General features: G+C 33.8%; 29 protein-coding genes. 15 read left to right on the top strand and 14 right to left on the bottom strand.

The genetic code is table 11. From position 1 onward, the window contains the following. The first annotated feature begins 34 nt into the window (after positions 1 to 34). The gene (locus tag F8M42_RS07010; protein ID WP_182185529.1) at positions 35 to 352 is read left to right on the top strand and encodes a YjcQ family protein; all 318 of its coding nucleotides are present in this window, start codon (positions 35 to 37) and stop codon (positions 350 to 352) included. A gap of 2 nt (positions 353 to 354) precedes the next feature. On the opposite strand, the gene F8M42_RS07005 is transcribed toward F8M42_RS07010, so the two are convergent. From F8M42_RS07005 to F8M42_RS06990, 4 genes are all read right to left on the bottom strand, one after another. Further along, positions 355 to 510: a hypothetical protein gene (locus tag F8M42_RS07005; protein WP_182185528.1), complete on the bottom strand. Its 156-nt coding sequence runs from the start codon at positions 508 to 510 to the stop codon at positions 355 to 357. Positions 511 to 730: 220 nt separating this feature from the next. After that, positions 731 to 1027, bottom strand: a complete 297-nt coding sequence (locus F8M42_RS07000) for a hypothetical protein (protein WP_182185527.1) — start codon at positions 1025 to 1027, stop codon at positions 731 to 733. A gap of 21 nt (positions 1028 to 1048) precedes the next feature. Further along, complete coding sequence (locus tag F8M42_RS13845; RefSeq protein ID WP_407672871.1) at positions 1049 to 1225, bottom strand: helix-turn-helix domain-containing protein; 177 nt, start codon at positions 1223 to 1225, stop codon at positions 1049 to 1051. 41 nt (positions 1226 to 1266) lie between these two features. After that, complete coding sequence (locus F8M42_RS06990; RefSeq protein ID WP_182185525.1) at positions 1267 to 1422, bottom strand: hypothetical protein; 156 nt, start codon at positions 1420 to 1422, stop codon at positions 1267 to 1269. A 126-nt stretch (positions 1423 to 1548) separates the two neighbouring features. Between F8M42_RS06990 and F8M42_RS06985 the strand changes: the two genes are divergently transcribed. Beyond that, positions 1549 to 1725 carry an Arc family DNA-binding protein gene (locus F8M42_RS06985; protein ID WP_182185524.1) on the top strand — a complete coding sequence of 59 codons (177 nt, stop codon included), beginning with the start codon at positions 1549 to 1551 and terminating at the stop codon, positions 1723 to 1725. Positions 1726 to 1729: 4 nt separating this feature from the next. Next, positions 1730 to 2614 (top strand): hypothetical protein, encoded by an 885-nt coding sequence (locus F8M42_RS06980; RefSeq protein WP_182185523.1) that lies wholly within the window; start codon positions 1730 to 1732, stop codon positions 2612 to 2614. Between the two features lie 5 nt (positions 2615 to 2619). Here the strand turns inward: F8M42_RS06980 and F8M42_RS06975 are convergent, their stop codons facing one another. Further along, on the bottom strand, positions 2620 to 2808 hold the full coding sequence (locus F8M42_RS06975; protein ID WP_182185521.1) for a hypothetical protein: 189 nt from the start codon (positions 2806 to 2808) through the stop codon (positions 2620 to 2622). A gap of 9 nt (positions 2809 to 2817) precedes the next feature. Beyond that, a complete protein-coding gene (locus F8M42_RS06970; protein WP_182185519.1) occupies positions 2818 to 3045 on the bottom strand; it encodes a helix-turn-helix transcriptional regulator in 228 nt (75 codons plus the stop codon). A gap of 154 nt (positions 3046 to 3199) precedes the next feature. On the opposite strand from F8M42_RS06970, the gene F8M42_RS06965 reads away from it, so the two are divergent. The 4 genes from F8M42_RS06965 (at position 3200) to F8M42_RS06950 (ending at position 6518) form a co-directional block, all read left to right on the top strand. Then, positions 3200 to 3619, top strand: a complete 420-nt coding sequence (locus F8M42_RS06965; RefSeq protein WP_182185517.1) for a helix-turn-helix domain-containing protein — start codon at positions 3200 to 3202, stop codon at positions 3617 to 3619. Positions 3620 to 3630: 11 nt separating this feature from the next. Next, the gene (locus F8M42_RS06960) at positions 3631 to 4056 is read left to right on the top strand and encodes an ImmA/IrrE family metallo-endopeptidase (protein ID WP_182185515.1); all 426 of its coding nucleotides are present in this window, start codon (positions 3631 to 3633) and stop codon (positions 4054 to 4056) included. Positions 4057 to 5108: 1052 nt separating this feature from the next. Then, complete coding sequence (locus tag F8M42_RS06955; RefSeq protein WP_182185513.1) at positions 5109 to 5438, top strand: hypothetical protein; 330 nt, start codon at positions 5109 to 5111, stop codon at positions 5436 to 5438. A gap of 186 nt (positions 5439 to 5624) precedes the next feature. Further along, positions 5625 to 6518: a hypothetical protein gene (locus F8M42_RS06950; protein WP_182185511.1), complete on the top strand. Its 894-nt coding sequence runs from the start codon at positions 5625 to 5627 to the stop codon at positions 6516 to 6518. 6 nt (positions 6519 to 6524) lie between these two features. Here F8M42_RS06950 and F8M42_RS06945 read toward each other — a convergent pair whose 3' ends face one another. The 3 genes from F8M42_RS06945 to F8M42_RS06935 all read right to left on the bottom strand — a co-directional run bounded on the left by F8M42_RS06945 (position 6525) and on the right by F8M42_RS06935 (position 9849). Next, positions 6525 to 7769: an IS256 family transposase gene (locus F8M42_RS06945; RefSeq protein ID WP_182185510.1), complete on the bottom strand. Its 1245-nt coding sequence runs from the start codon at positions 7767 to 7769 to the stop codon at positions 6525 to 6527. A 288-nt stretch (positions 7770 to 8057) separates the two neighbouring features. Further along, on the bottom strand, positions 8058 to 9185 hold the full coding sequence (locus tag F8M42_RS06940) for a helix-turn-helix domain-containing protein (RefSeq protein WP_182185508.1): 1128 nt from the start codon (positions 9183 to 9185) through the stop codon (positions 8058 to 8060). Positions 9186 to 9201: 16 nt separating this feature from the next. Next, positions 9202 to 9849, bottom strand: coding sequence for a hypothetical protein (locus F8M42_RS06935; RefSeq protein ID WP_182185506.1), 648 nt, complete (start codon positions 9847 to 9849; stop codon positions 9202 to 9204). Positions 9850 to 10505: 656 nt separating this feature from the next. On the opposite strand from F8M42_RS06935, the gene F8M42_RS06930 reads away from it, so the two are divergent. The 8 genes from F8M42_RS06930 to F8M42_RS06895 all read left to right on the top strand — a co-directional run bounded on the left by F8M42_RS06930 (position 10506) and on the right by F8M42_RS06895 (position 18341). Continuing rightward, positions 10506 to 10919, top strand: a complete 414-nt coding sequence (locus F8M42_RS06930) for a DUF805 domain-containing protein (RefSeq protein ID WP_182185505.1) — start codon at positions 10506 to 10508, stop codon at positions 10917 to 10919. A 215-nt stretch (positions 10920 to 11134) separates the two neighbouring features. After that, complete coding sequence (locus tag F8M42_RS06925; RefSeq protein ID WP_182185503.1) at positions 11135 to 12259, top strand: DNA cytosine methyltransferase; 1125 nt, start codon at positions 11135 to 11137, stop codon at positions 12257 to 12259. A 141-nt stretch (positions 12260 to 12400) separates the two neighbouring features. After that, positions 12401 to 13555, top strand: a complete 1155-nt coding sequence (locus tag F8M42_RS06920; protein ID WP_182185501.1) for a restriction endonuclease PLD domain-containing protein — start codon at positions 12401 to 12403, stop codon at positions 13553 to 13555. After that, complete coding sequence (locus F8M42_RS06915) at positions 13552 to 15408, top strand: Z1 domain-containing protein (protein ID WP_229711288.1); 1857 nt, start codon at positions 13552 to 13554, stop codon at positions 15406 to 15408. Before F8M42_RS06920 ends, F8M42_RS06915 begins: the two co-directional genes overlap by 4 nt. A gap of 56 nt (positions 15409 to 15464) precedes the next feature. Then, entirely contained in the window at positions 15465 to 15875 is a 411-nt protein-coding gene (locus F8M42_RS06910; protein WP_182185499.1) for a hypothetical protein, read from the top strand. 2 nt (positions 15876 to 15877) lie between these two features. Then, positions 15878 to 16285, top strand: a complete 408-nt coding sequence (locus tag F8M42_RS06905) for a very short patch repair endonuclease (protein ID WP_182185497.1) — start codon at positions 15878 to 15880, stop codon at positions 16283 to 16285. A 61-nt stretch (positions 16286 to 16346) separates the two neighbouring features. After that, positions 16347 to 17183 (top strand): DNA damage-inducible protein D, encoded by an 837-nt coding sequence (dinD, locus tag F8M42_RS06900; RefSeq protein ID WP_182185495.1) that lies wholly within the window; start codon positions 16347 to 16349, stop codon positions 17181 to 17183. A gap of 42 nt (positions 17184 to 17225) precedes the next feature. Next, the gene (locus F8M42_RS06895) at positions 17226 to 18341 is read left to right on the top strand and encodes a tyrosine-type recombinase/integrase (protein WP_182185494.1); all 1116 of its coding nucleotides are present in this window, start codon (positions 17226 to 17228) and stop codon (positions 18339 to 18341) included. A gap of 286 nt (positions 18342 to 18627) precedes the next feature. Here the strand turns inward: F8M42_RS06895 and F8M42_RS06890 are convergent, their stop codons facing one another. From F8M42_RS06890 to F8M42_RS06870, 5 genes are all read right to left on the bottom strand, one after another. After that, positions 18628 to 19743 carry a tyrosine-type recombinase/integrase gene (locus F8M42_RS06890; protein WP_182185492.1) on the bottom strand — a complete coding sequence of 372 codons (1116 nt, stop codon included), beginning with the start codon at positions 19741 to 19743 and terminating at the stop codon, positions 18628 to 18630. A 122-nt stretch (positions 19744 to 19865) separates the two neighbouring features. Continuing rightward, entirely contained in the window at positions 19866 to 20120 is a 255-nt protein-coding gene (locus F8M42_RS06885) for a hypothetical protein (RefSeq protein ID WP_182185490.1), read from the bottom strand. Positions 20121 to 20149: 29 nt separating this feature from the next. Then, the gene (locus tag F8M42_RS06880) at positions 20150 to 20431 is read right to left on the bottom strand and encodes a hypothetical protein (protein ID WP_182185489.1); all 282 of its coding nucleotides are present in this window, start codon (positions 20429 to 20431) and stop codon (positions 20150 to 20152) included. Continuing rightward, the gene (locus tag F8M42_RS06875; protein ID WP_182185487.1) at positions 20424 to 20648 is read right to left on the bottom strand and encodes a hypothetical protein; all 225 of its coding nucleotides are present in this window, start codon (positions 20646 to 20648) and stop codon (positions 20424 to 20426) included. Before F8M42_RS06875 ends, F8M42_RS06880 begins: the two co-directional genes overlap by 8 nt. Before the next feature lie 106 nt (positions 20649 to 20754). Further along, positions 20755 to 22683, bottom strand: a complete 1929-nt coding sequence (locus tag F8M42_RS06870; RefSeq protein ID WP_182185485.1) for a hypothetical protein — start codon at positions 22681 to 22683, stop codon at positions 20755 to 20757. Positions 22684 to 22904: the final 221 nt, after the last annotated feature.

Genomic DNA, 22904 nt, shown 5'->3' with positions numbered 1-22904 from the left:
ATGATATAATCACTCTAGAAAGAGTGGTGATTATATGAATTATTCAAAAGCAATTTTTAGAATCCTCAAAACTATAGATGTGGCATTTGAAAACGGTCAACGAGGCAGTAATATTTTTGATTTAAATAAACTTGGTATTTCTGATAGACGGCTGCGCATCATTTTAAAAAGCCTTTATAATGACGGTTATATTGATGGTATAACCTTTATAAATGTTATGGGTGATGAAATCCCCGATTATAAATTAATGGGATGTCATCTAACAGTTGATGGCATGTTATATCTGGAAAATAACTCAACAATGAAACAAATATATGCTGCTCTAAAAGAAGCTAAAGAATGGATTCCATGATATTAAAAATTGTACTTGTACTGGAGTTCCAGTTTCAGCAATTCAAAAAAAACATCTAATTCCTTTTTGCTAACTGCGAATTTCTCTTCCTCAAGTTTATCTGTCACGAATGATGACATGGTTTTTAAGTATTCATATCTTGTCTTGGTCTCTTCCACTTTCTCACCTTCTTTCTGTGTTATAATCACGTCAGAAAGAGTGGTGATTATTAATGACAAATGAAGAACTTAATAAAATTTTTCAGTCTGTGAACGCTGAAATGCTTGCAGAAGATTTACCACAAAGAATCAGTTCACACATTGCCAAAAACTGTACTAATGAGAATGGCGATGTATCCACTGGTAAACTTGCCGCAGCCCTCATAAGTGAAATGGTAATCTATAACAATGATTTCCTCTTTAAGGTGCTTTCTAAAGCGCTCTGTAAAGCTTGAGCAATTTGTTTAGCCTCGATTGGTTCTTGACATTGTGACTGTTTTCCAAAGAATTCAGTATCAAAGTTACGTTTAAGAAGATTAATGTCACTGCCGTCAAGTTGCACCTTGGCGGCTTTTGATGAATACGTATGGTCAATAACCGACACTATTTTTTTCCATTCAAATTCTGTCAATGTTGGTAAAATAGCAAGAACTGTATCAATAGCATTTTCAAGCCTTTTTGCCTTTTCTTTTTCCATTATCTCGCCTCCCTATGCTAATTACTTATGCTCACATTCGAACAAATCACCTACATTACAGCCAAAATAGGTACACAGCTTATCAATAGTAATCGTTGCTACACTTGCTGTCCGATCGTAGTACAAGTTAGTGAGCGTCGTCCTAGAAAGTCCAGTTGCTTTTGCAACAGCTGTAATTTTTTCTCTTCTTGCACCCATTAGAGTAGAAAATTTATTGTGGATCATGGCATAATTCCTTTTCACGTTGATTTTTGTTTACGCAATTCCTTGTTTAATAAGCCCAGTACAAAAGCATTTTTTGAAATTCCAAGCTGCTTTACATGTGCACTTAATCGTCTATTCATATCTACAGGGATTCTGATGGATACTAATTCTTTTTTGTCAAGTGATATCATTTAGAATTCACCACCTTTAAAATTATTTTATAGTGAATTCACTAAGAAGTCAATAAAAATCTTTGAATAAAAAATATTATGCTTGTATAATGAATTCATAAAGACTTCAAAAAGGAGTAATTTACATTGGCTACTGATAAGCGTCAATTTACATTAAGACTGCAAGATGAAAATTTCCAAAAAGTAAAAAGAATAGCTGAAAAAGAACGTCGCTCTATAGCTATGGAAATTGAATTTATCATCGAACAGTACATTGCCAAATTTGAAAAAGAAAATGGGAAAATCCAGCTTACAAAGGAATGAAATCATGACTGAGGAAAAAGCTGCTATAACAATTTCATTACATGGAACGATGGCCAATTCAAAAGGAATTGATCTTTATATACTTGGAAATACGTTAGTTAATATTCAAAATTTATTTGATCGCACATATCTGCATTACACAGGTCATGAAAGAATAAGAACAGGCGATCGGCAATATTATAAAATAATGGCCACTAATATTCGCAAAGGTTCAATTATATTTGATGCTGGTTTATCATTATTTGCTGTTCAACAGGTATTGGCATTGTCAGGTGAGGTTACTATTGATCCAAAATTGCTTATTGACACTACCTTTACTGCTTTTAAATTTTTATTGGAAGTTTTAGTTAAGACTAAAGAAAATAATCCACCGGAAATAAAGGTTGAGTCATCTACTAATCCGATACTGTTTAACATTAACGGAGATAATAATATCGTTTGTGTATCACCCGCAGTATATGAGGTTGCATCAAATATTCGTCAGCCGTTAAAAAACTTATCTTCTACCTTTATGTCTAATAACAAAGGGGAAATATCAGTAACGTCCAAAGATATACCTCAAAAATGTATAAATATATCAAATGAAAATGCTAATTTATTCCAAGGTCAGAAAATAATTTCTGAGAAGCCTGTTCTCATAACAGGCATAGTAACGTCTTACAATCATCTTACTTTTTCTGGACATTTTGCTGTTCCGCGTGGAATGATTATACCTGAGAGGCAATATTCTTTTACTATAGAAAAAATGTATCAAAAAAATGACGCTTTTTTTATTGATTCATTAAAAGGTTACTCAATACAAGTTTCAGTCAGAATTGAGTATGATACATCAGGTTTGGATAATAGTAAAATAACCAAACTATATTTGGCTCCCAATGATGGCACCTAATAAATCTAATCTTTGCATTTTATATATAAGATTTCCATCTGTGGTTTATTTAGAAGATCATCTATAAGATATTCTTTTCGTTTTACTTCCGAGACTGGCATAGTGGCAGCTATTTCGTCTGCTTCATTTAAACTATTTGCAGTAATTTCATGACGAAAACTAAATTCTATTGTCCCTTCAATAACAAATTTCATTCAATCACCTCACGCTGATTTCTCATTGTTTAACTCATTTTTGTAGTTAAAAGAATCAAAAAAAATTACTTCCATAGGTATTAAAAATTCTTTTTCCATTTTTAACATGATTTCGTTATTAGGGACAGTACGCCCACTTTCCCATGAACACCACGCTTGCTGACTAACTCCATAACTTGAAGCTATTTCGCTCTGTGATTTATTACCTCGTAAAATTTGTAATAAATTTTTTTTCATTTTTTCCCCTCCCGTTTAACTTCGTTTTGTAGTTACTCCATATGTATATAATATTACTACATTTTGAAGTTGTCAATGTTTTTATATTCATTTTGTAGTTAAATATTTTAAATAACAACAATTTGATGTAATATTATAGCTAGGAGGATTTAACATGTTATCAAAAATACTAAAAAAAGAACGCAACAGAAAAGGATTGTCACAAGCTACCTTATCCACTATTCTTGGTGTTTCACAACAAACTATAGGTAGCTGGGAAGTTGGAAGAACATCCCCCGATCCTGAAATGTTAAAAAAAATAGCCACTTTTTTTGATATTTCTACTGATTACCTATTAGGAAATGAAAACAATAGTCTGCCAGAATTAAATAAAAAAGATGAAAAAGATATTGCCAAAGAACTAGAAAAAATGATGTCTGATTTAGATAGTGATAGTGGATTATCTTTTTATGGTGAACCTCTTGATAATGATAACAAGGAAATACTGCGTACTTCATTGGAGAATACGCTTCGATTATCAAAGCAATTGGCGAAAAAGAAATTTACTCCTAAAAAGTATCGTAAAGATGAGTAGGAGGCTACGGCATGGAGGCAAAAAAGATAGCAGTTAAGCTAATGAACAAATACAATACTAATAATCCCTTTTTACTTGCTGAACATGTCGGAATATTAGTAAATTATGAAAAATTACTGCCAAAAACGTTAGGCTATTTTAGCAATAAGTTTAGAATAAAAATTATACACATAAATAATAGTATTAACTATGAATTATCTAAATTTGTGTGTGCACACGAATTAGGGCATGCCATCATGCACCCGCATGTAAACACGCCCTTTTTAATAAATAATACATTTTTATCAATTGACCGGATAGAAAGGGAAGCTAACATATTTGGAGTAGAAATTATCATCCCTGATAGTGAAATAAAAAACATAGGTTCCTGTACCGTCAAGAATCTTTCAAGAATATACTCTGTACCAGAAGATGTTGTAAGACTTAAAAAGTTATAAAAGAAATCTATTTTTAGAAGAATAAGCATAAGATTGAATAGAATAGCATGTTAAGTACATGCTATTCTACAGATATGATATTGATGGGAAACTTATTCATAAGGTGATATCTGAAAAATAGCGACCCATAAAACAGTTTATAGTCTGGTAAATGATACTATGCAATATAAATTTAGGTATAAATTGATGTGCTTCATATAATAACTGAAGGAGCAAAATGTTAAAAATATATGCTATAGGAATATCAGAAATATTTGCCGTACATGTCTATATTATGTGCGTGTTTTGGCTTTTTTTTAATTACGTCTGTGATTTATCATATGGCACCAATATAATTTATGTGACTTTTTTAGGCTCTATAATGTTTGTTTCACTTATTGTCAAAAATATTTCTAAAAAATTTTTTAAACAGTTTTTAATTCAACTACTTGTTATAGTAATTGGGATAATCGTTATAAAAACATACTTTATAAAAGTTGTTATATTATATCTATTAGTTGGAAGTGGTGTTACTGTTTTTTGGATCCGCAGTAACTGGCGAACATTTTATTCTATTATAGAAATGATATTTGGTGCCGGCATTATGTATATATATTTATTTCCATCAACTGACACAAATACAATTATATTCAAAGATATCATTCCTATTTTATCTGGAATTTACATCATAGTCAGAGGCCTTGATAATTTCGAAAAAAAACACGCTGATATACTGAATACTATAAGCCGTTGCCGTAATATAGTATATAGAAGACATTTTAGTATGCGGAATTATAATAAGGACTAATAACATGGCAAATTTTACGCCTACTGCGTAATCTATAAATATATTAAAAATAAAGGTGAGCAAAATTAACAGTAAAAAAATTTTTACACTAATATTATTTATAATGCTTTTGAATGTGTCTATCTCCTATGCAAATACCACTGTGTCAAAGGATAATTTCACTGGTGATGTGACTATTACGACAAATTGTACACTAAAGGGTATCCATGAATTTGATTTTATAAAAACTGTTTAAAATAATACTTCTTTATATTGTTTCTATATTGTGACTATAGGTAATATAGGAGATGTACTTAACGGTCCTGTTTTATTAAAGGTTGCTGATAAAGTATATATGACATATTCACCTGATGAAAATTACTTTATGATTGGTGATACTGGTGATATTTATAGATCTTATGGTCATTTTATTATACCAATTGAGGCAATTAACGATTTATTGAATACCCCAGTTGCTCAAATAAGAATTCAAAAAGCTGGTGGTAATACTGATTATACAATATCAAATAGCTTGCTAAGTGAATGGCTGAACAATATTAATTATGGAAAACCAGTAGTAAAGAATGACTTGGCAGGGCAATGGTTAGTTAAATAATTTTCATATCAAGCAATTTATGTTGGGGCGAGGCAATGGTTTATTTTGCATGAAGTGCATCGGATATTGTACCAGTTGATTGATATGTGAAAATATTTCAAGTTATGTGTATAAAGTAACGAATAATTGTAATTATATATATGAAAACGTTTATATATTTTAGCTTATAGAAAGAAGATGTGTTTTATGGCAGAGCAATGTCCTATTTGTGGCAGTGAATTAAAAAAAGATTTAATTTTAGAAGATGGGCTATCATATTTCTGTTGTTATAATTGTGGGTTATATTCATGTAATAGCGATTTAAAAAATGTTTTACAGCATAACGAATCTATAAACACTCATTATAAAGATATAAATGCAAATGAAAAATTAAAGATGGCATTATTTTACTATCTAAGAGTAATTAGGCATAATTATAAACCTTCTTTTGGAATACATTCTTCTATCGATATCTCCCAAAATTTTTCTATTCAAAGCCCTGATACTATCAGCAATATTTACAATTTATATCCTAAAACATTTTCAAGAAAAATAGATATGGTTATGGAATTAATAAATACAAAAATAGAAAACATAGGCGATCATTTCAGTTTATTAGATTATAGCAATATAAACTATAATTTTGTATTGGCTCAAAATTATGAAAAAAAAGAGCAAATTGATGGGATGTTTAATATTCTAAAAAAGATGGTTTTTTTAGATGGCGAACAAAAATATTTCACATTTACTCCTAAAGGATGGGAAAAAATTGATTCACTGCAGCGTTACAAAAAAAGCAAAACTGCTTTCATAGCAATGTCATTTGACTGGGAAAATAAAAAATTTCCTATAAAAGAATGTAAAGATTTGATAAAAAAAGCCGTTATTAAAGCTGGTTATGAACCATGTATAATAAGTGAGCATCAGCATAATAAATCCATACCACAAGAGATTGAAAACGAAATAAAAAAAGCCTCTTTTGTCATTACAGATTTAACTACACAAAATAAAGGTGCTTACTATGAAGCCGGAGTTGCTAAGGGACTAGGCAAAGAAGTTATTTTTACATGTCATGAAGGGGTTGTCAAGTATTTTGTGTAAATACGATCAAAACGATCTGTCATATTTTTCAAACAATGGCTGCATTCGTTTGTCCAAAAGCAATTGATTTCTGACCATAGCCCAGCCGGAAATCGTACGTTTGTTCCACTTTTTGTATAGTTCCTGGATTCGCAAATACAGCAATTTCATCACAGCATTTTCATTCGGGAAAGATCCCTTTTTCGTTACTTTGCGAAAACTTGAATTTACGCTTTCTATGGCATTTGTGGTGTACATGATTTTGCGAACGGCACTGCCATAGTTAAAAAGTTGCTCTACATGCTTGAAATTTCGTTCCCATACGCCAACTGCGCCTGGATAATTTGACCACGTTTGCTTGAACCGCTCAAATTCCGTGTGTGCTGCTTTTAAACTTGGTGCGCCATATATCTTCTTTAACTGTGCCGTAAACGGCTTATAGTCCTTATTCGGCACATATTTAATGGAGTTTCTCACCAAATGCACGATACAGCGCTGCACGACGACCTCTTTAAAAATGGCTTTTGCGCCTTCTTCAAGGCCACTCACGCCATCCATGGATATAAATCCTATATCCTGTACTCCACGGGCCTTTAGCTCGTCAAAGATCTGCATCCAGCTATGTTTGCTTTCCGTATCGCCAATCCATAAGCCAAGAATGTCTTTTTCACCATTCGCATTGTAGCCAAGAATTGTATATACCGCAGCATTGATTACTTCGTAGTCTTTATGCAAGGACACATACATGCAATCTACAAATAAGAACGGATAAAAGGGCGCCAATGGCCGATTCTGCCAACGATCGAGTTCATCTAAAACACGGTCGGTAATGCTTGAAATTTGTTCATGCGATATAGAAAATCCGTAGATATCCTCAATCGTTGCCGAAATATCCCGCTGGCTCATACCGCGCGCGTACATTGCAAGCACTTTATTTTCAATGGCAGAAACATCCGTTTTATGTTTTGGAATAATCTGCGGTTCAAACGTTGCCTCACGATCCCTTGGGACATCTACAGGAACCGAGCCAAAAGAAGTCTTTAGTGTCTTTTTAGAGTAGCCGTTGCGGCGATTCAAAGATTCTTTTTCAACGCGTTCGTTATGTTCATAACCAAGGTGATGTTCCATTTCACTGTTGAGCATCGCTTGAAACATCGGTCCAAAAATTTCTTTGAGAGCATCTTGCATATCTTCGACCGTTTTAGGCTGATATTTTTCGATAATAGCATTTGCTATATCTGATCCTGGGGTTTGTTTTCTTCGAGTCATCATGTTACCGTCCTTAAAGATAATATTCCCCATTATGCGGGAGAAAATAGTTTTGCGCAACTTCTATTTACACAAACTATTTTACACTCCCGTCATGAAAATGATTTTGATAATATACATTTTGATACTAAGCAAATAAATACAATAAAATGGTCTGATGAAAATACTTTCGTAGATGACCTTTATAAAAGAATTAAATTTACCATTGGAGAATATTCGGAGATAAAGTAATGACCCTAACCAACAACGTTAAGGCCAACAACTAGTCACATCGCTAATGTGCCAAAATCATTATTTTTTTATTAAATATAGTTTTGGCTTTTGTATTAAATTATCATTAAAAAATGATTTGCTTATTCCGCACAAGGCCACTACATCATTAGCTGGTAAACTTAAATCATCTAATATATTTTTAGCTGTTTTTAACCCATTATCAATTAGCATAGTAATTGCATCATGGATAAGATTCGGTTTTTCCTGTGCTATTTCATCGTCGAACGGTTCTTTTTTTCTCCAACCTTTACGATAAATTTGATTCTTTAAATTTTCAAACTCATCATTACTTATTAAGCCTAAATTGTGCAAATAATATAATATTGATTGGGCAGAGGCTCCCCAGCGTTTTTTCATTAATAATAGCGAATTTATTGAATCAATGGCAAAACATTCTCTTTCCATTGCATCAGCAGGCATTAAAAAATAATTTGCAAAAGAGTCTGCCTCATGTTCGATAATTTCTTCATTTTCTTCAAAGTCTTCAACACTCATCCATGAATGAAGGACTTGATGTCCAAGTTCATGTGCAATGTCTCGTCTTGAACGTACCGACGATGTACTTGACGTAAGGAAAATCATCGGTCTCTTTTCATGGGTTACTGATGTAAAGAATAAAGAACACGCATCTACTTTCTCCGGAGTTAAATTTGTTTTTGAAATTATAAATCCATTATTTTCTAATAACAAAGTTACATTACTTATAGGACCGTTACCTAACCCCCATGCTCTTCGCAATTCGATAGCGGCTTCTCGTATTTCATCGTCAGAATAATAAACATGCGTTTTTCTAATTAGATTTAAGGAAGGCAATTTTAAATATTCTTCAATATATGAATAAATATCTACCATCCAATTTATGTAAGTCTTAAATATTATAGTATATTTCTTCCTTGATGTTTTACGTTTTCTAAAAAATATTGGTGTAATAATTTTTTCTGAATATCCCTTTGAAAAATAGTTCAACGGAAATTCTAAAACATCAGCTAATTTATAAATAATTTCCGATTTAGGCGTTACTACTCCATTTTCATATTGTGAAATTGCCTGTTTAGTAACACCCAATTCATCAGCCAAATTTTCTTGTGATAAATTTCTAAAAAGCCTGCCTTCTTTTATTCTTCTTGGCTGCAATACTTTTTTCACAGTAACCTAACATCCTTCACTTTAATGAAATTTTATATTTTTTTTCAATGGCTTCTTGGTATTCCTCTTGTACTTGTGTCCCATAATTTTGAACAATTCTTTCTGTCTGTTCTTTTTGTATATATTGCAATAAATCCCACGAATTTAACCAACCTGTATAATCCTCATTTGGCATACCTATTTGAATATAATCTAAAACTAGTCTACGATGTGTATATGTAACAAGCATATACATATCAGCGATATTATAATTTTTTCCAAAATCTAATATCATTTGATTATCAGCAGCTTTTTTTAAGCGATACTTTGCTGGTTCTGGTAACTTATTTCTTTTATTTGTTTTCTTCAATTGTATAGTTACATTATTCGTTTTATATTCAATTGTCCGTCGCCCATGTCCACGATCTGGCTCAAAATATGATATTTCACAAAACTCATTATCATTAATTTGATGCACCAAAATCTTATTAATAATAAAGCCCAAACGAAAAGCTGAATCATAATAAGCTGAACCTGGAATCAGTAAATTCGATTTATCCTGAAATATATCTAAAGCAATTTTGCATCCAGAAAAAATAGAGTTTGCAATCATTATCCGTGTTGGTGTAGAAATGGCTTTATTATAGATTTCTTCAGCTTTTTCTTGTTCACGAGTATAAAACATTAAATCAACACCGCTTTACTTTTTTTATAATTATAATACATAACTTTACTTTTAAAGTCAAGTAGTTGTGTATTTTTTTAATAAAAGTAAAGTAATACTTAGGGAGAGATATAATTTTGAATTTCAATAATCAAATTATCACAGCAGCAATATACGTTCGCGTCTCTACAGAAGAACAGGCAGATCGGGGCACTATAGAATCACAAATAGAATACGCAGACAAATATTGTGATTTAAATAGGAGAATCAATTGGCAATGATTGCCAACTCATTTTGGTCATAGCAAGGAATTTATTAAACAAGGATGTAGACACAAAAAAATTAGGATGTGGGTTGCTTCTTATCATATGGATTATTTCCATCATTGTAGAGGCAATTGTAGTAATAAAGGATGCATTATTTAATAGTCTGGGAGACTTTGGGTCGACATTTTTACTAACATTGATTGTTCATATGCCTATTGGCAGCAGCTATTATCTTCAAGAAAGAGATATGGAGCAGAGTAATAAATCGTAGATAGGAATGCCAGACTTATAAATGTTCTGTTAAGCAAGTTAGCTGATGACATGAATCTCAATGCTCCACATGTAATAGAAGTAACGTTCAAATAATCAAATGATAGTATCGTGTGACTTATTTAGAAGGAGATAGATGATATGGAAATTAATATTAGTGATATATCCAAATTGTATTTTTCTACGCACGGAAGATTAAATAGGAAACCGTATCTTATTCGAAGATTGAAGTTGTTTATTGGCCCCGTTGTTTTGTTGAGTATAATAGCAAATGTATCAAAAATCAATATATTATATGAAATATTTGAGACACTCTTTTTAATTTTGATAATGCTATTATTTGTTTCAACGTTCATGCTTTCTATCAGAAGACTCCATGACTTGAATCACAGCGGATGGTTCACAGTATTTATGGTAATTCCAATACTAAGTCTAATTATCAACGTTTATATGCTATTTTTCTCAGGTACTAACGGTGCAAATGACTATGGCAATGATCCTTTGGAGGAACATCGTCAAGAACGTGAACAAAAAGTGACTAATGGCATCGGGTGACTCAATATTTGGTGCAATATTTAATTTTGGAGTTATTAAATCAAGAAAAACCATACTCAATAATAACTAAATATCGGCCAATAATTTATTTAATAAAATAAATTCAAATAAGGACTTGACAAAATCATTCAATGCTGCTAAGCTGCAATTAGGATAAAATTGTGATATAATATTTTTTCTAACACACAGCATAGATAATTAGATGGAGGAATAGCATGTTTCGTTTAGGTGAATTATTCTCCGGACCAGGAGGATTGGCACGTGGTGCAATAAATGCTGATATTGGGAATGATAATTTTCGCATCGTGCATGCATGGGCAAACGATTATGATGAATCCACTTGTGAAACATATCGTAATAATATTTGCCGAAATAATCCAGGCAGCGTTATTTGTGGTGACGTTCGTCAGCTCAAGATAAGTCCTGATAATTTGGCCGATATTGATGCCTTAGCTTTTGGATTTCCTTGCAATGATTTCTCTACAGTTGGCGAACAAAGAGGTTTTGACGGGACTTATGGTCCTTTATATACTTATGGAGTGCGGGCGTTAACAGCCTTTAATCCTCAATGGTTTCTTGCTGAAAATGTCAGTGGACTATCAAGTGCAAACGGTGGAAATGCATTTCCTAAAATTTTAGCAGATTTACGTGCTGCAGGATATCGAATTTATCCTCACAAATATAAATTCGAAGAATATGGTGTTCCACAGTCCAGACATAGAATTATTATTATAGGAATACGCGATGATTTGGAATTTGAATTCAGACCGCCTGCACCAACAACACCGGATCCGAAAGACTATGTCACGGTAGAAAAGGTATTCAATCGTCCAATGCCGGCTGATGTATCAAATAATGAAATGCCCCGCATGACGCAAAAAGTTATAGACAGGCTTAATCATATTCTGCCAGGTCATAATGCATTTAATTCTAGATTGCCAAAAGAATTACAATTGAATGTCAAAGGTGCTAAAATCAGCCAAATATATCGCCGTTTAGATCCGCATAAACCTTCTTATACAGTTACTGGTTCAGGTGGTGGCGGTACGCATATTTATCATTATTCTGAACCTAGAGCATTAACAAATCGTGAGCGGGCAAGATTGCAAACTTTTCCTGATGATTATAAGTTTGTTGGCACAAAGGAAAATGTACGTCGACAAATTGGTATGGCTGTTCCCTGCCATGGGGCACAACTTATTTTTGAGGCTATTATGAGAACCTTTGCTGGAATAGAATATGCCAGTGTTCCATGCAATATTTCTTTTGATAATACTATTGAAATACAACAAAATGCCATTAATATAAAAGATGTAACACAAGAACGGCTAATAGGTTGAAAATAATTTTTACAGCTCCTGTTTATAATACAGGAGCTTTTTTATATATTAACACATATACTTTCCGGTTTATGAAATTATTAAGCTATGCTATACTATATTAAAAAATAATATGTTTTTTCAAATTTGGAGGTCCTGTTCATGAAGTTGTTGTACTCAGATATGCTGCCACTTAAAGTTAAGGCAGGACAAGAAAAATTTATTAATGCTTTTCATACTGGAATGGCGGCTGCAGATCGAGTAGAAATTGCTACAGGGTATGTTTCAAAAGCATCACTGGAAGAATTGGATCTTCTGGCTGAAAATTTAAAAGTCAAAACGATAGTTTTAACAATTGGTATGTACTGTATAGAAGGTATACCAGAAGGAACTTATCATACTGCTATGAATATAAATGAAAAATGGCAAACTGCTTGTCGTGGAGAAATCCGAATGGTACGGCCTTTTAAATATCATGGCAAGCTTTATGCTTTTTATAAGGGAAATAAACCGTTCAAGGCCTTTGTGGGATCTCATAATTTAGGTGCAATTAAATTAGAAGCATCAAATATTCGTCAATATGAGATTTCAGCAATGACTGAAGTTTCAGAAGAAACACAAGCTATAGCAGATTTCATTCGGGACCTTCAACAACCTAAATGTTCTAGTAATATTGCCGATATCAAAGACATGAAATTAATTAGAGAAAAAAATGCTTCCCTAGATGGTGTACAGGAAGTATCTCAGTTACCCCCTACCAGTGTAGAGCTTTTTAAAAGACACATTAAAGGTTTGTCTTTTGAATTACCAATTAAAGTACCGGCTTTTTTTTATAGGCATATAGATGACAATAAACACTTTACAAAATCAAATATCAATGTATGTTATGCTGCACCAAGAAACGCTCGAAAATCCCGCGACTGGTATGAAACTCAGATGACTGTCGGTGTAAATATCAGACGTATGCCAGGATATCCGGAAAAAAATCATCCATTTTTTATTGTTACAGATGACGGATATTGGTTCAAAGCACACACTACTAGTGATAACAACAAGCAACTGAGTGCTGTTGGAAATGAGTTGCTATTGGGAAGATGGTTAAAAGGACGTTTAGTAGCTGCAGGATTAGTTAATCCGGTTAATGATACTCAGAAAGACACTGACCGTCTTGGTATGATCACAAAAGAAATGCTGAAAGCTTACGGATGTGATCGACTCGTACTTTCAAAAACAGACCAAAAAGCTATTGATGAAGATAATATAGAACTTGATGTATGGGTACTTGCTTTTGAGTCAAATGAGGATAAAAGTGAATGAGTATACAATATTTAGAAACATATTTGGCAACAATTAAAGATAGAGGTAATGAAGCATTAGCGCAGTCTATTGCTGTAACGGCAGAAGAGATAGGTAAAGAATACCTGGAATCATTTGACTTTGTAAGTAATCAAATTGGATTGCTTTTTGGTAATGTGCAGTCAGGTAAAACAGCGCAAATGTTTGGTATTATCAGTAAGGCAGCAGATCTCGGTTTTCCGGTTTTTATGCTTTTAACAACAGATAATGTACTATTACAGCAGCAAACATTAGAACGAGTTCAAGATGATTTAAAAGATTTTTGTGTCTGTGGTGAAAATGATACAGCTCTTTTTACCAAGAATAGATTAATTAAACCAACAATTATTGTATTGAAAAAAAATGTACGAATCTTAAAACTCTGGGACTCTGTAATCAATTCAACAGAATTTATGGTAGGAAATCCGCTTTTCATAGTAGATGATGAGGCAGATGCAGCATCTTTGAATACGATGATAAGCCAAAATCGACAATCTTCAATAAATAAATATCTTAATTCTATTAAGGCAGGGACATCAAGTAGTATTTATCTTCAGGTTACCGGAACACCACAGGCCCTTTTACTGCAGGCAAAAGAAACAGGCTGGAAGCCATTGTTCGCACATTACTTTAGACCAGGAAAAGCATATCTTGGTGGAGATTTTTTCTTTCCGGAAGAACAACCAAATTGTATATCCTTGATTGATGAAATGAGGAAACCATTAAATGAAGCAGTGATGCATCATTTAATAGTTTCTGCGCAACTTTTGTTATCGGGGAAAAAAGTCTGTAACTTTATGATCCATCCAAGCGTTAGAACTAATGTTCATACAAAATTTCAAAAAGAAGTGCAGCAGGTGTTGAAGGAGTATCAAGAAAATTTTGATACAGATAACTTTAATACAGTATTCGCTCGTATTTATGATAGTCTTCATCCAGAACAAGCAGAATTGCAGCCATTACAAGAGATTCGCTTATTTGTGAAAGAGTTACTTATAAAAGATAAAGTCAATGTTATTGTAATGAATGGCAAAAATGAAGTAGACAGTTCGGAATATGCAAATGGTTCTAATATTATTATTGGTGGCAATACGCTGGGACGTGGAGTAACATTTGGTGGATTACAGACTATTTATTATGTACGTACTGCGAAAAAGCCGCAAGCTGATACTATGTGGCAGCATAGCCGTATGTTTGGATATGACAGAGACCGTGGATTAATGAAAGTATATATTGATGAGCATTTGTATAAACTGTTTGCAGATATTAATGCAACTAATAATGCAATCATTGCCCAAATAGAAAGAGGCTTAGATAATATCAAGATATATTATCCACCAGAACTTAATCCGACTCGTAAAAATGTATTAGATAAGAAAAAAGTTTTTGCTCTTTCCGGAGGGACAAACTATTTTCCATTATATCCTAAAAATGATAACATTGATGAACTGGATAAATTACTTTCACCTTTCAATGAAAAGAAAGATAAGTATCAAGTCAGCCTACAGCTAATACGAAAGATTTTATTGCATATTACTACGGAAAATGGATTTTCGATGTCTTCATTTCAGGCATTTATTGATATGATTTTATCTAAATTACCAACGGCACAAGGCGTTCTGATTGTACGGCGAGAAAGGAATATAAGTAAAGGTTCAAGAGCGCTGTTATCACCTACAGATTGGAATATTGGTGGTTCAGTGGAAAATAAGCTGGTGCTGACTATGTACAAAATGACAGGAGATAAAGGTTGGGAAGGCAAAAAAATTTGGGTACCGAATATTAAGCTTCCAGATAATGTAGTTTATTATGACGTTGTAGATGAAAATAACTAAAAATAGGTGCATAATTATGTAAAATATGTTTTGCATTTAACAATGGAGGGGTTATTATGGCTAAGGCTGGAGATTGTTTTGTTGCAACTTTTACTACACCAAGTCAATTGGGTTGGGGGGAATATCGCAAGACACATACGAGGGAACGGAGACCTAATGAATGTTACATTCCTATCAGAGCAGAATTTGCAAGAAGATTTGAATTGTATAACGCTAATGTTGCTGAAGGATTAGGAAATAATATATTTAATGCATATTCTATTGATGGTATGTTTAGAGACGTGTTAAAAATGCAAGGATGCTCTAAAGCAGGTGATATAAAAGCAAAAAACATTTCAGTAGAGGGGAATTTAACAGGCCTATATAATTGGTTTCAAGCAAATGCTGCTCAAGTAGGTGATCAAGTAGAACTTTATTGGGAAACAAATACTACTATAAGGCTCACATTTATTTCTAGACATAATTAAATATGGATAATTTAACTGAATCACAACGCCACAAAAACATGATTAATATAAAATCAACTAATACAAGACCAGAAATTATATTAAGAAAAGCTCTTTGGAAAAATGGCATTCATTATAGAAAAAATTATGGCAGATTATATGGTAAACCCGACATTGCTCTAACCAAATATAAAATTGTTATATTCGTTGATGGCGATTTCTGGCATGGTAAAAATTTTTCTAAAATTAAACAACAGATAAAATCAAACCGAGCATACTGGCTTCCTAAAATACAGCGTAACATAGAACGTGATAAAGAAGTTAATGATGAGCTCTTACGCGAAGGCTGGTTGGTTCTTCGGTTTTGGGAAAGTGACATAAAGAATAATACTGATATTTGTGTAAATAAAATATTGGAGTATATTCCGTAGTTAATTTCGATTAGTTAAAAAAACAGTAATATATACTAATGTAAGTTTAGAAGGTGAAAATATGGCAAATATAGAGCATATTAATGAAACATTATTTGAATCAATTAAGCATATCAATAAATATGCGCAGGAATATTGGACCGCAAGAGAGCTACAATCAGTTTTAGAATATACCGAATGGAGAAAATTCAAAGCTTCTATTAAACGGGCAATTGCAGCTTGCGAATCTAGTGGCAATACTAAGTCTGACCATTTTGTCGGTGCCGCCAAAATGGTTCAACTCGGTAGTGGCGCCTATAGAGAATTAGAAGACTATCATTTATCTAGATATGCATGCTATCTTATTGCTATGAATGGCGATTCCCGGAAAAAAGCTATTGCTTTAGCCCAAACTTATTTTGCTGTAAAAACTCGTCAGCAAGAAGTATCCAATGAATTTAACCAAATGACAGAAGATCAAAAACGATTAGCAATTCGTGGAGACTTAGTTGAGCATAACAAATCATTAGTGGAGGCAGCACAGGAATCAGGAGTGCAAACACCTAAGGATTTCGCCATATTTCAAAACAATGGTTATCAAGGACTATACGGCGGCCTTGGGCAAAAAGAAATACATGAGAAAAAAAAGCTCAAAAAATCCCAGAAGATTTTAGATCATATGGGGAGTACCGAATTAGCTGCTAATTTATTTAGAGCAACCCAGACAGATGAAAAGCTTCGCCGTGATAACATACATTCAAAGACAGCCGCTAATAAAACCCACTATGATGTGGGTAAGGCCGTTAGAACAACCATTAAAAATCTCGGCGGTACAATGCCCGAAGATTTACCCACGCCAAAAACGAGTATCAGTAAAATTAAAAAATTACAGCCTAATAAACACCATGAAATTAAATAAATAATGCAATCTTTAATTGGTATATAAATTAGAGGTGATAAAATGAAAAATCGTAAGCACGGAGAAGGCTCAGTGTCATTTGATAATACCCGAAAAAAGTGGCGCGCAGCCTTTTATGATGCAGATGATAAACGCCATTATAAACGGTTTGATGATGAGAAATCTGCCAGAGAGTACTTAATAGAACAAATTAATGACGTTAATAAGGGTAGTTTTATTGCTCCAAGTAAATTAACTGTTGGAGAATGGTCAATTGAATATCTTGAAACATATAAAAGAAATAGTGTTAAGGCAACAACTTATGCACATTACTTAGATCAGGCACGTCATTTATCTGAAATAGCTGATATTTTACTGCAGGATGTTACGGCCAGACAGGTAAATCGATTATATGTGAACCTACAGGATAAATTATCACTTCATACAATTCATAAAACGCATAAATTTTTATCATCTATATTTAAGAAGGCCTATGAAACAGAATTAATAAAGAAAAATATAATGACAACTATTCCAGCCCCAAAATATGAAAAAAAGGAAATAGAAATTTTTACACGGGAAGAAATAGAAACCATATTGGAGATATGTAAAAATCACTTAGTATTAAATAAGCGATATCCGATGTTTTTATTAGCAGTAACGACCGGAATGAGATTAGGCGAAGTTTTAGGACTTAGATGGTGCGACGTTGATTTTAAGCATATGGAAGTATCTATAAAATATACATTGTCTTATTTAGCCGGTAGAGGTATACAGCTGACATCGCCAAAGACAAAAGCCGCTATTAGGAAAATATCCATTCCGATAGAAACTGTCGCAGAATTGAAACGCTTAAAATCAGAAGTAGTTGATATGAATATAGATCAGTCTACTTTATGCTTTAGAACCAAAAATGGCACTCCGCTGTATCCCAGAAATACCGATAGAGCTTGGCGGGATTTACTAAGATGTGCGAATGTACCATATAGAAAGTTTCACGCATTACGACATACTCATGCAACTGAATTACTTGCCGCAGGCGTACCAATCATAGAAGTAAGCCGCCGCCTCGGACACAGCAAAATATCTCATACGCTCGAACTTTATGGACATGCCATAAAAGGATATGATAAAGGTATTGCAGATAAAATAAGTAATATATATTCCATTCCAAAATGAATGGACACAAGTGGGCACAAAGTGGGCACAAAGTGAAAGTTATAAGCTGCGAATATGTTGATATAAAAGGGATTAGTAAAACGGCTTACCATCTGTAATTATTGGCTTTAAGCCGCATGAACACTAGTGCTAGGAGGCATTGTACTGCGATTCTTCTAAGCCGTGTGTCGCTGGTTCGAATCCTGCTTGGCGCACCAGATTTGATAAGGGGTCGCGGTTTGGGGGCAATACAAACCGTATATCATAGGGAGCAATAGGGGAGCAATAGAACCTATTGTTTCTTTTTTTATTTTGGAATAATATAAAGGGATCTTACATTATCAGCAATTTTGTCATCATAATTAGGAATTGCATGCCCATACAGGTCTAATGTATGGCTTACTCTTGCATGTCCAAGTCTGCGTGATACTTCAATTATCGGAACTCCTTGCGCTAACAATTCAGTTGCATGAGTGTGCCGCAATACATGGAAATTTCTATATGGTACATTTGCTTTTGCTAAAATTTGATGCCACACACGTTCAAAATTGTGAGGTGCTATAGGTGTATTATTTTTGGTTATAAAGCATAGCTGTTCTTGCTTAATATCCATGGTAGGAGCGTCTTTTTTAAATTTTTTTAGTTCTTTAATTACATCTTCAGTAACACTGATTTTTCTGATACCAGCCTTGGTTTTTGGTGTCTCTAAGAATAGTCCGATTTCTAGCGATTGTTGCAATGACCTTTTTATATAGACTTCAGATGTCGGAAATAATATGTCACACCATCTTAAACCTAGGATTTCCCCAATCCGCATACCGGTTGTTGCTCCTAACAAAATAATAGGGTAATACCTTTTTAACCATGTTGTATCATGGCATGTTCGCAGAATTATTTCTATTTCCTTAGGAGAAAATATTCTTATCTCTGGTTTTTCGAATCTTGGAGGGACTACTGCAACCATTATGTTTTTCGGTATCATATCCAGATTATAGGCTTTTGTATACAATTCCTTCAAAATTTTATGAACCTTATTTATTGTGCAGTTTGATAAAGGCAGTCCCTTATATAGCTGCTGTACCTGTATTGGTTGTAGTTCCTGCAGCTTTATATCTGCAATTTGATCTAAGTGCGCAACCAGTTGCTTGTACCTTTCGTATGTTCTCTGCTTTACAGCTCCTTTCTTGTATGTTGAAAGCCATGTAATAGCCCAAGCTCCGACTGTAATATTGGTAGGTTCGACAAATATACCACGACTTATGTCAGTAAGTTGCGCATTCTTCCAAGCTGCTGCCTCCGTTTTATTTAGGAAGCTTTTCTTTATACGCTGGCCTGCCGGTGTTGTCACAGCAGCGTAATAGTGCTTTTTACTGGCATCATAATAAATGGAGCCAGCTCCATTGCCATTAATTTTTTTGGACATAAATAACCTCCTGCTAATTGTATTGGAGGCTGATTACTGATATAATTGTGCTTGAATAGGTTGAGCAATCAGCCAGACCGTCCAGTGTTGACGCACTGGGCGGTCTTTGTTGTTCATTATTGTTATACTTTTTTTAGTGCATTAAGAAAATTAAAGCCTGTTTCCTGCTTTAAGGGTTGAGCTTTTTTAATTGTTTGTTCTGGTTGGTAGTTCCCCTCATAAGCCAGCAAAGCTTTATCCGCAATGTCTGGCCGGATATAGTAATTTTTTCCGCGCTTAATATGTGGGATAATCCCCTTATTGCACAGATCTTTTATGATATACGGCTGGTAGCCTGCATGTGTAGCATATTTTATAGCACTTAATGCCTGTTGCATGATTAACGCCTCGACTTATATTATTGATTTTATTCAAGTAGTTTATGACCATCCGGAAGATTGATTTTTATGCCGTACTTTGGTCCGTTAATTTTAGGCGGCATAGTTATGTTTGAATCATTTGAATATGCAATTTCTGCCGATATATATTCACGCTGTATTAATCTGTTGGCTTCTGCGCGGCTTTTGGTATTGATAATTAAAAGGTCTATCGGATCATTCATAGAAGAAATTATATCTTGAAGTTCTTCAGCGTTTTCAGTATATACTATTGTTCCATTGGCATTTTCTATCATTGTCCCTTTATTCATTATTTCTGCCTCCCGATAATGCTTTTTTATTTGAATAAACTTCTACCCCATAAGGCAAAGAGTTAATTTGAGGTAAATCTACAAGCGGTTCATCACCATCACATTTGCCCATCATGATCTGCCTGCGAGCATTATTAATGCGGAGAAATGTGCTGGCGTCATCGACATTATCAAATTTTTTAACACGGACTTTGTATGCCTTAACCAAATCCGGCATTATACCAGCAACCTCCTTGAGCGAGTCAACGCATAAAAATTTTCCATCAGTTGTGTATATAGCATAAATATTATTTATCGTTTCCACATAAATTCTCCTTAAAAAATTATTTTATATCAAAAATTATTTCGATCATGGTTGGTCTAGAATTATCAGTGCGAGATGTTGAAAAACGTATCGGATGCAATGCTGTAACAAGACCTTTTTGGTAGAGTTCCTTTAATGTTGGTTTTAAATAGGCGATACCCTTTTTACGTAGCAAGTTGTCAATGTCTTCTTCAATCAACGTTCTTATGACGACAATTCTATTATCGTCAACATAGCCGATATTTTCGAGATCATCTTTGAAAATTTGCTTGCTTGCGGCTAATTTCAAGCTTCCTGCATCGTAAAGCTCCTTTATCGCGCTTTTAAACAGCTCGATTGGGTCAGCCTTTTTATTTTTTTCAACCTGTTTCAATAAAAAGCTGGCTAGCTTATTTTCACTTTCAGCCTGCCATATCGAAGAATCAATGCCAATCGTGTTAGCATAAGCAGCAACAGTTTCTATGACAAATTCCAACGTGACACCAATGTCGACTGTCCGATCCATAGCCCCATTTAATGTAGTCCTCCATTTCTGCCGCTTTTCGGCCCCATTATTTTTAAAATATTTAACGAGTTGCTCGAAGTTAGCTTCCAAATAATAAATGTATGCGCTGTAATATGTCTTCGCGATAAGGTGATCCTGTTGAAGACTCGATAAAATTTCCTTGTTGACCCCAATGTCAGCCAGCTCAACTTCTAAAACCCTTAATGCAGAACTGAATGAGGATAAATTGAGATACTCACCGGTAAGCCATGCTGCACCGGAAATTTTTTTGTCATACGTGTCCATATCTGTCCGGCACTTACCGCGTAACTGCATATCTCCATATGCCCTTGTAATTCGCTCCACGTTTTCGTTTATTATTTTTTCCAAAACCTTTGTCGGGGCCGGATGTGCGTCATCAATTAAGAGATTCGTATCTTGCATTTCGGCTATGACTCGTTCGATATAGGCTGGCGTATCTTCCAGTCTGATAATATTTTTTTTCGGATAAAAAATTTCGCCACCAAGTTCCGATATAAGGCTAGTTTTGCCGGTGTTGGACTTACCTTTCAAAAACATTACAAAATGTGCTGATAAACCTCCTTCTTCCAGTAATTTAGATAAATATCCAAGGTGAGAACATAGAAAAATTATAAGCGATTCTTTTTCTTGTCCAGTACATAAAATGTTCTTTGACAATTGGAAAAATTTCTCAATATAATCTGTATTCATATTATCCCTGGCGACTAAAGTCCTTGCCGATTTGACATTCGGCATCGCACCGTTTAAGTATTGCCATGTGCCATCCAGTTGTTCCCAGCCGGAGTACATAAAAACATGCTGCATCTCTATAGTCGGAATCATGCTCAATATTTTTGCAAGATATTCATTCATCAATTGTACAGCGTTAGGCTCCGTTGAATAAAAAACCACATCTGGACATTGCATATTAATTTGCCTGAAGCCTTTTTCCGCGTAGTTTTCATAAGCTATTCGGACAAGTCTATCCTGTCCTTTTTTATTCGTTATTTTGACTACATAATAAGTTTTGGTATCTTCAAGCCTTTTGTGACATACTTCCTTTCTTAAAATTTTTATTATTCCATCGAAAAGGGGTTTTATTTTGTTCTTATTCCTAATTAAAACAATCCCACCGTTGCTTTCAGTAACGACATAAGTATCATTCTGGCTATTATCCTCAACAATGTTAGGTCCAATAGGCAATGCTGCTTTACACGTTGAGATCACCTTGGTAACAGCATCATTTTGCATTCTTACAGATGTATCAACTAAATTATTTACAAATTGATGCATTGTTGTTCTGCCGATAATCTTTTCGGATAAATCATATCTTTTATCGCCAAACGCCGGATCGTCATCTGGCAGTTGGCACGATACATCAGTATAAACTTTTTTTTTAACACCACCTTGGAGTCCATTTGGAAATAGATCTTTTAAACTCACTGAATTTTCCTCCTAAAATTTTTTCGTTTTATGAAACATTTTTAGTATATCAGTGAAAATCCGCATTAACAAAGTGCTTGACAATTTATAGTGACTTTCTTAAGATTAAAGTATAAAATTTTAAAATTACCTATTTATATTAATTTTTATACATAAAGTTTGTTATAGTTTACTTAAAATACACTCAAAAATTGGTATAATTTACCGTTGTAGTAAACATA

This window comes from Pectinatus frisingensis, from assembly GCF_014076555.1.
In the GTDB taxonomy this organism is placed as follows: Bacteria; Bacillota; Negativicutes; order Selenomonadales; family Selenomonadaceae; genus Pectinatus; species Pectinatus frisingensis.
The sequence above is the reverse complement of the archived record's forward strand: the minus strand, read 5'-3'. Positions and strand labels throughout refer to the sequence as shown.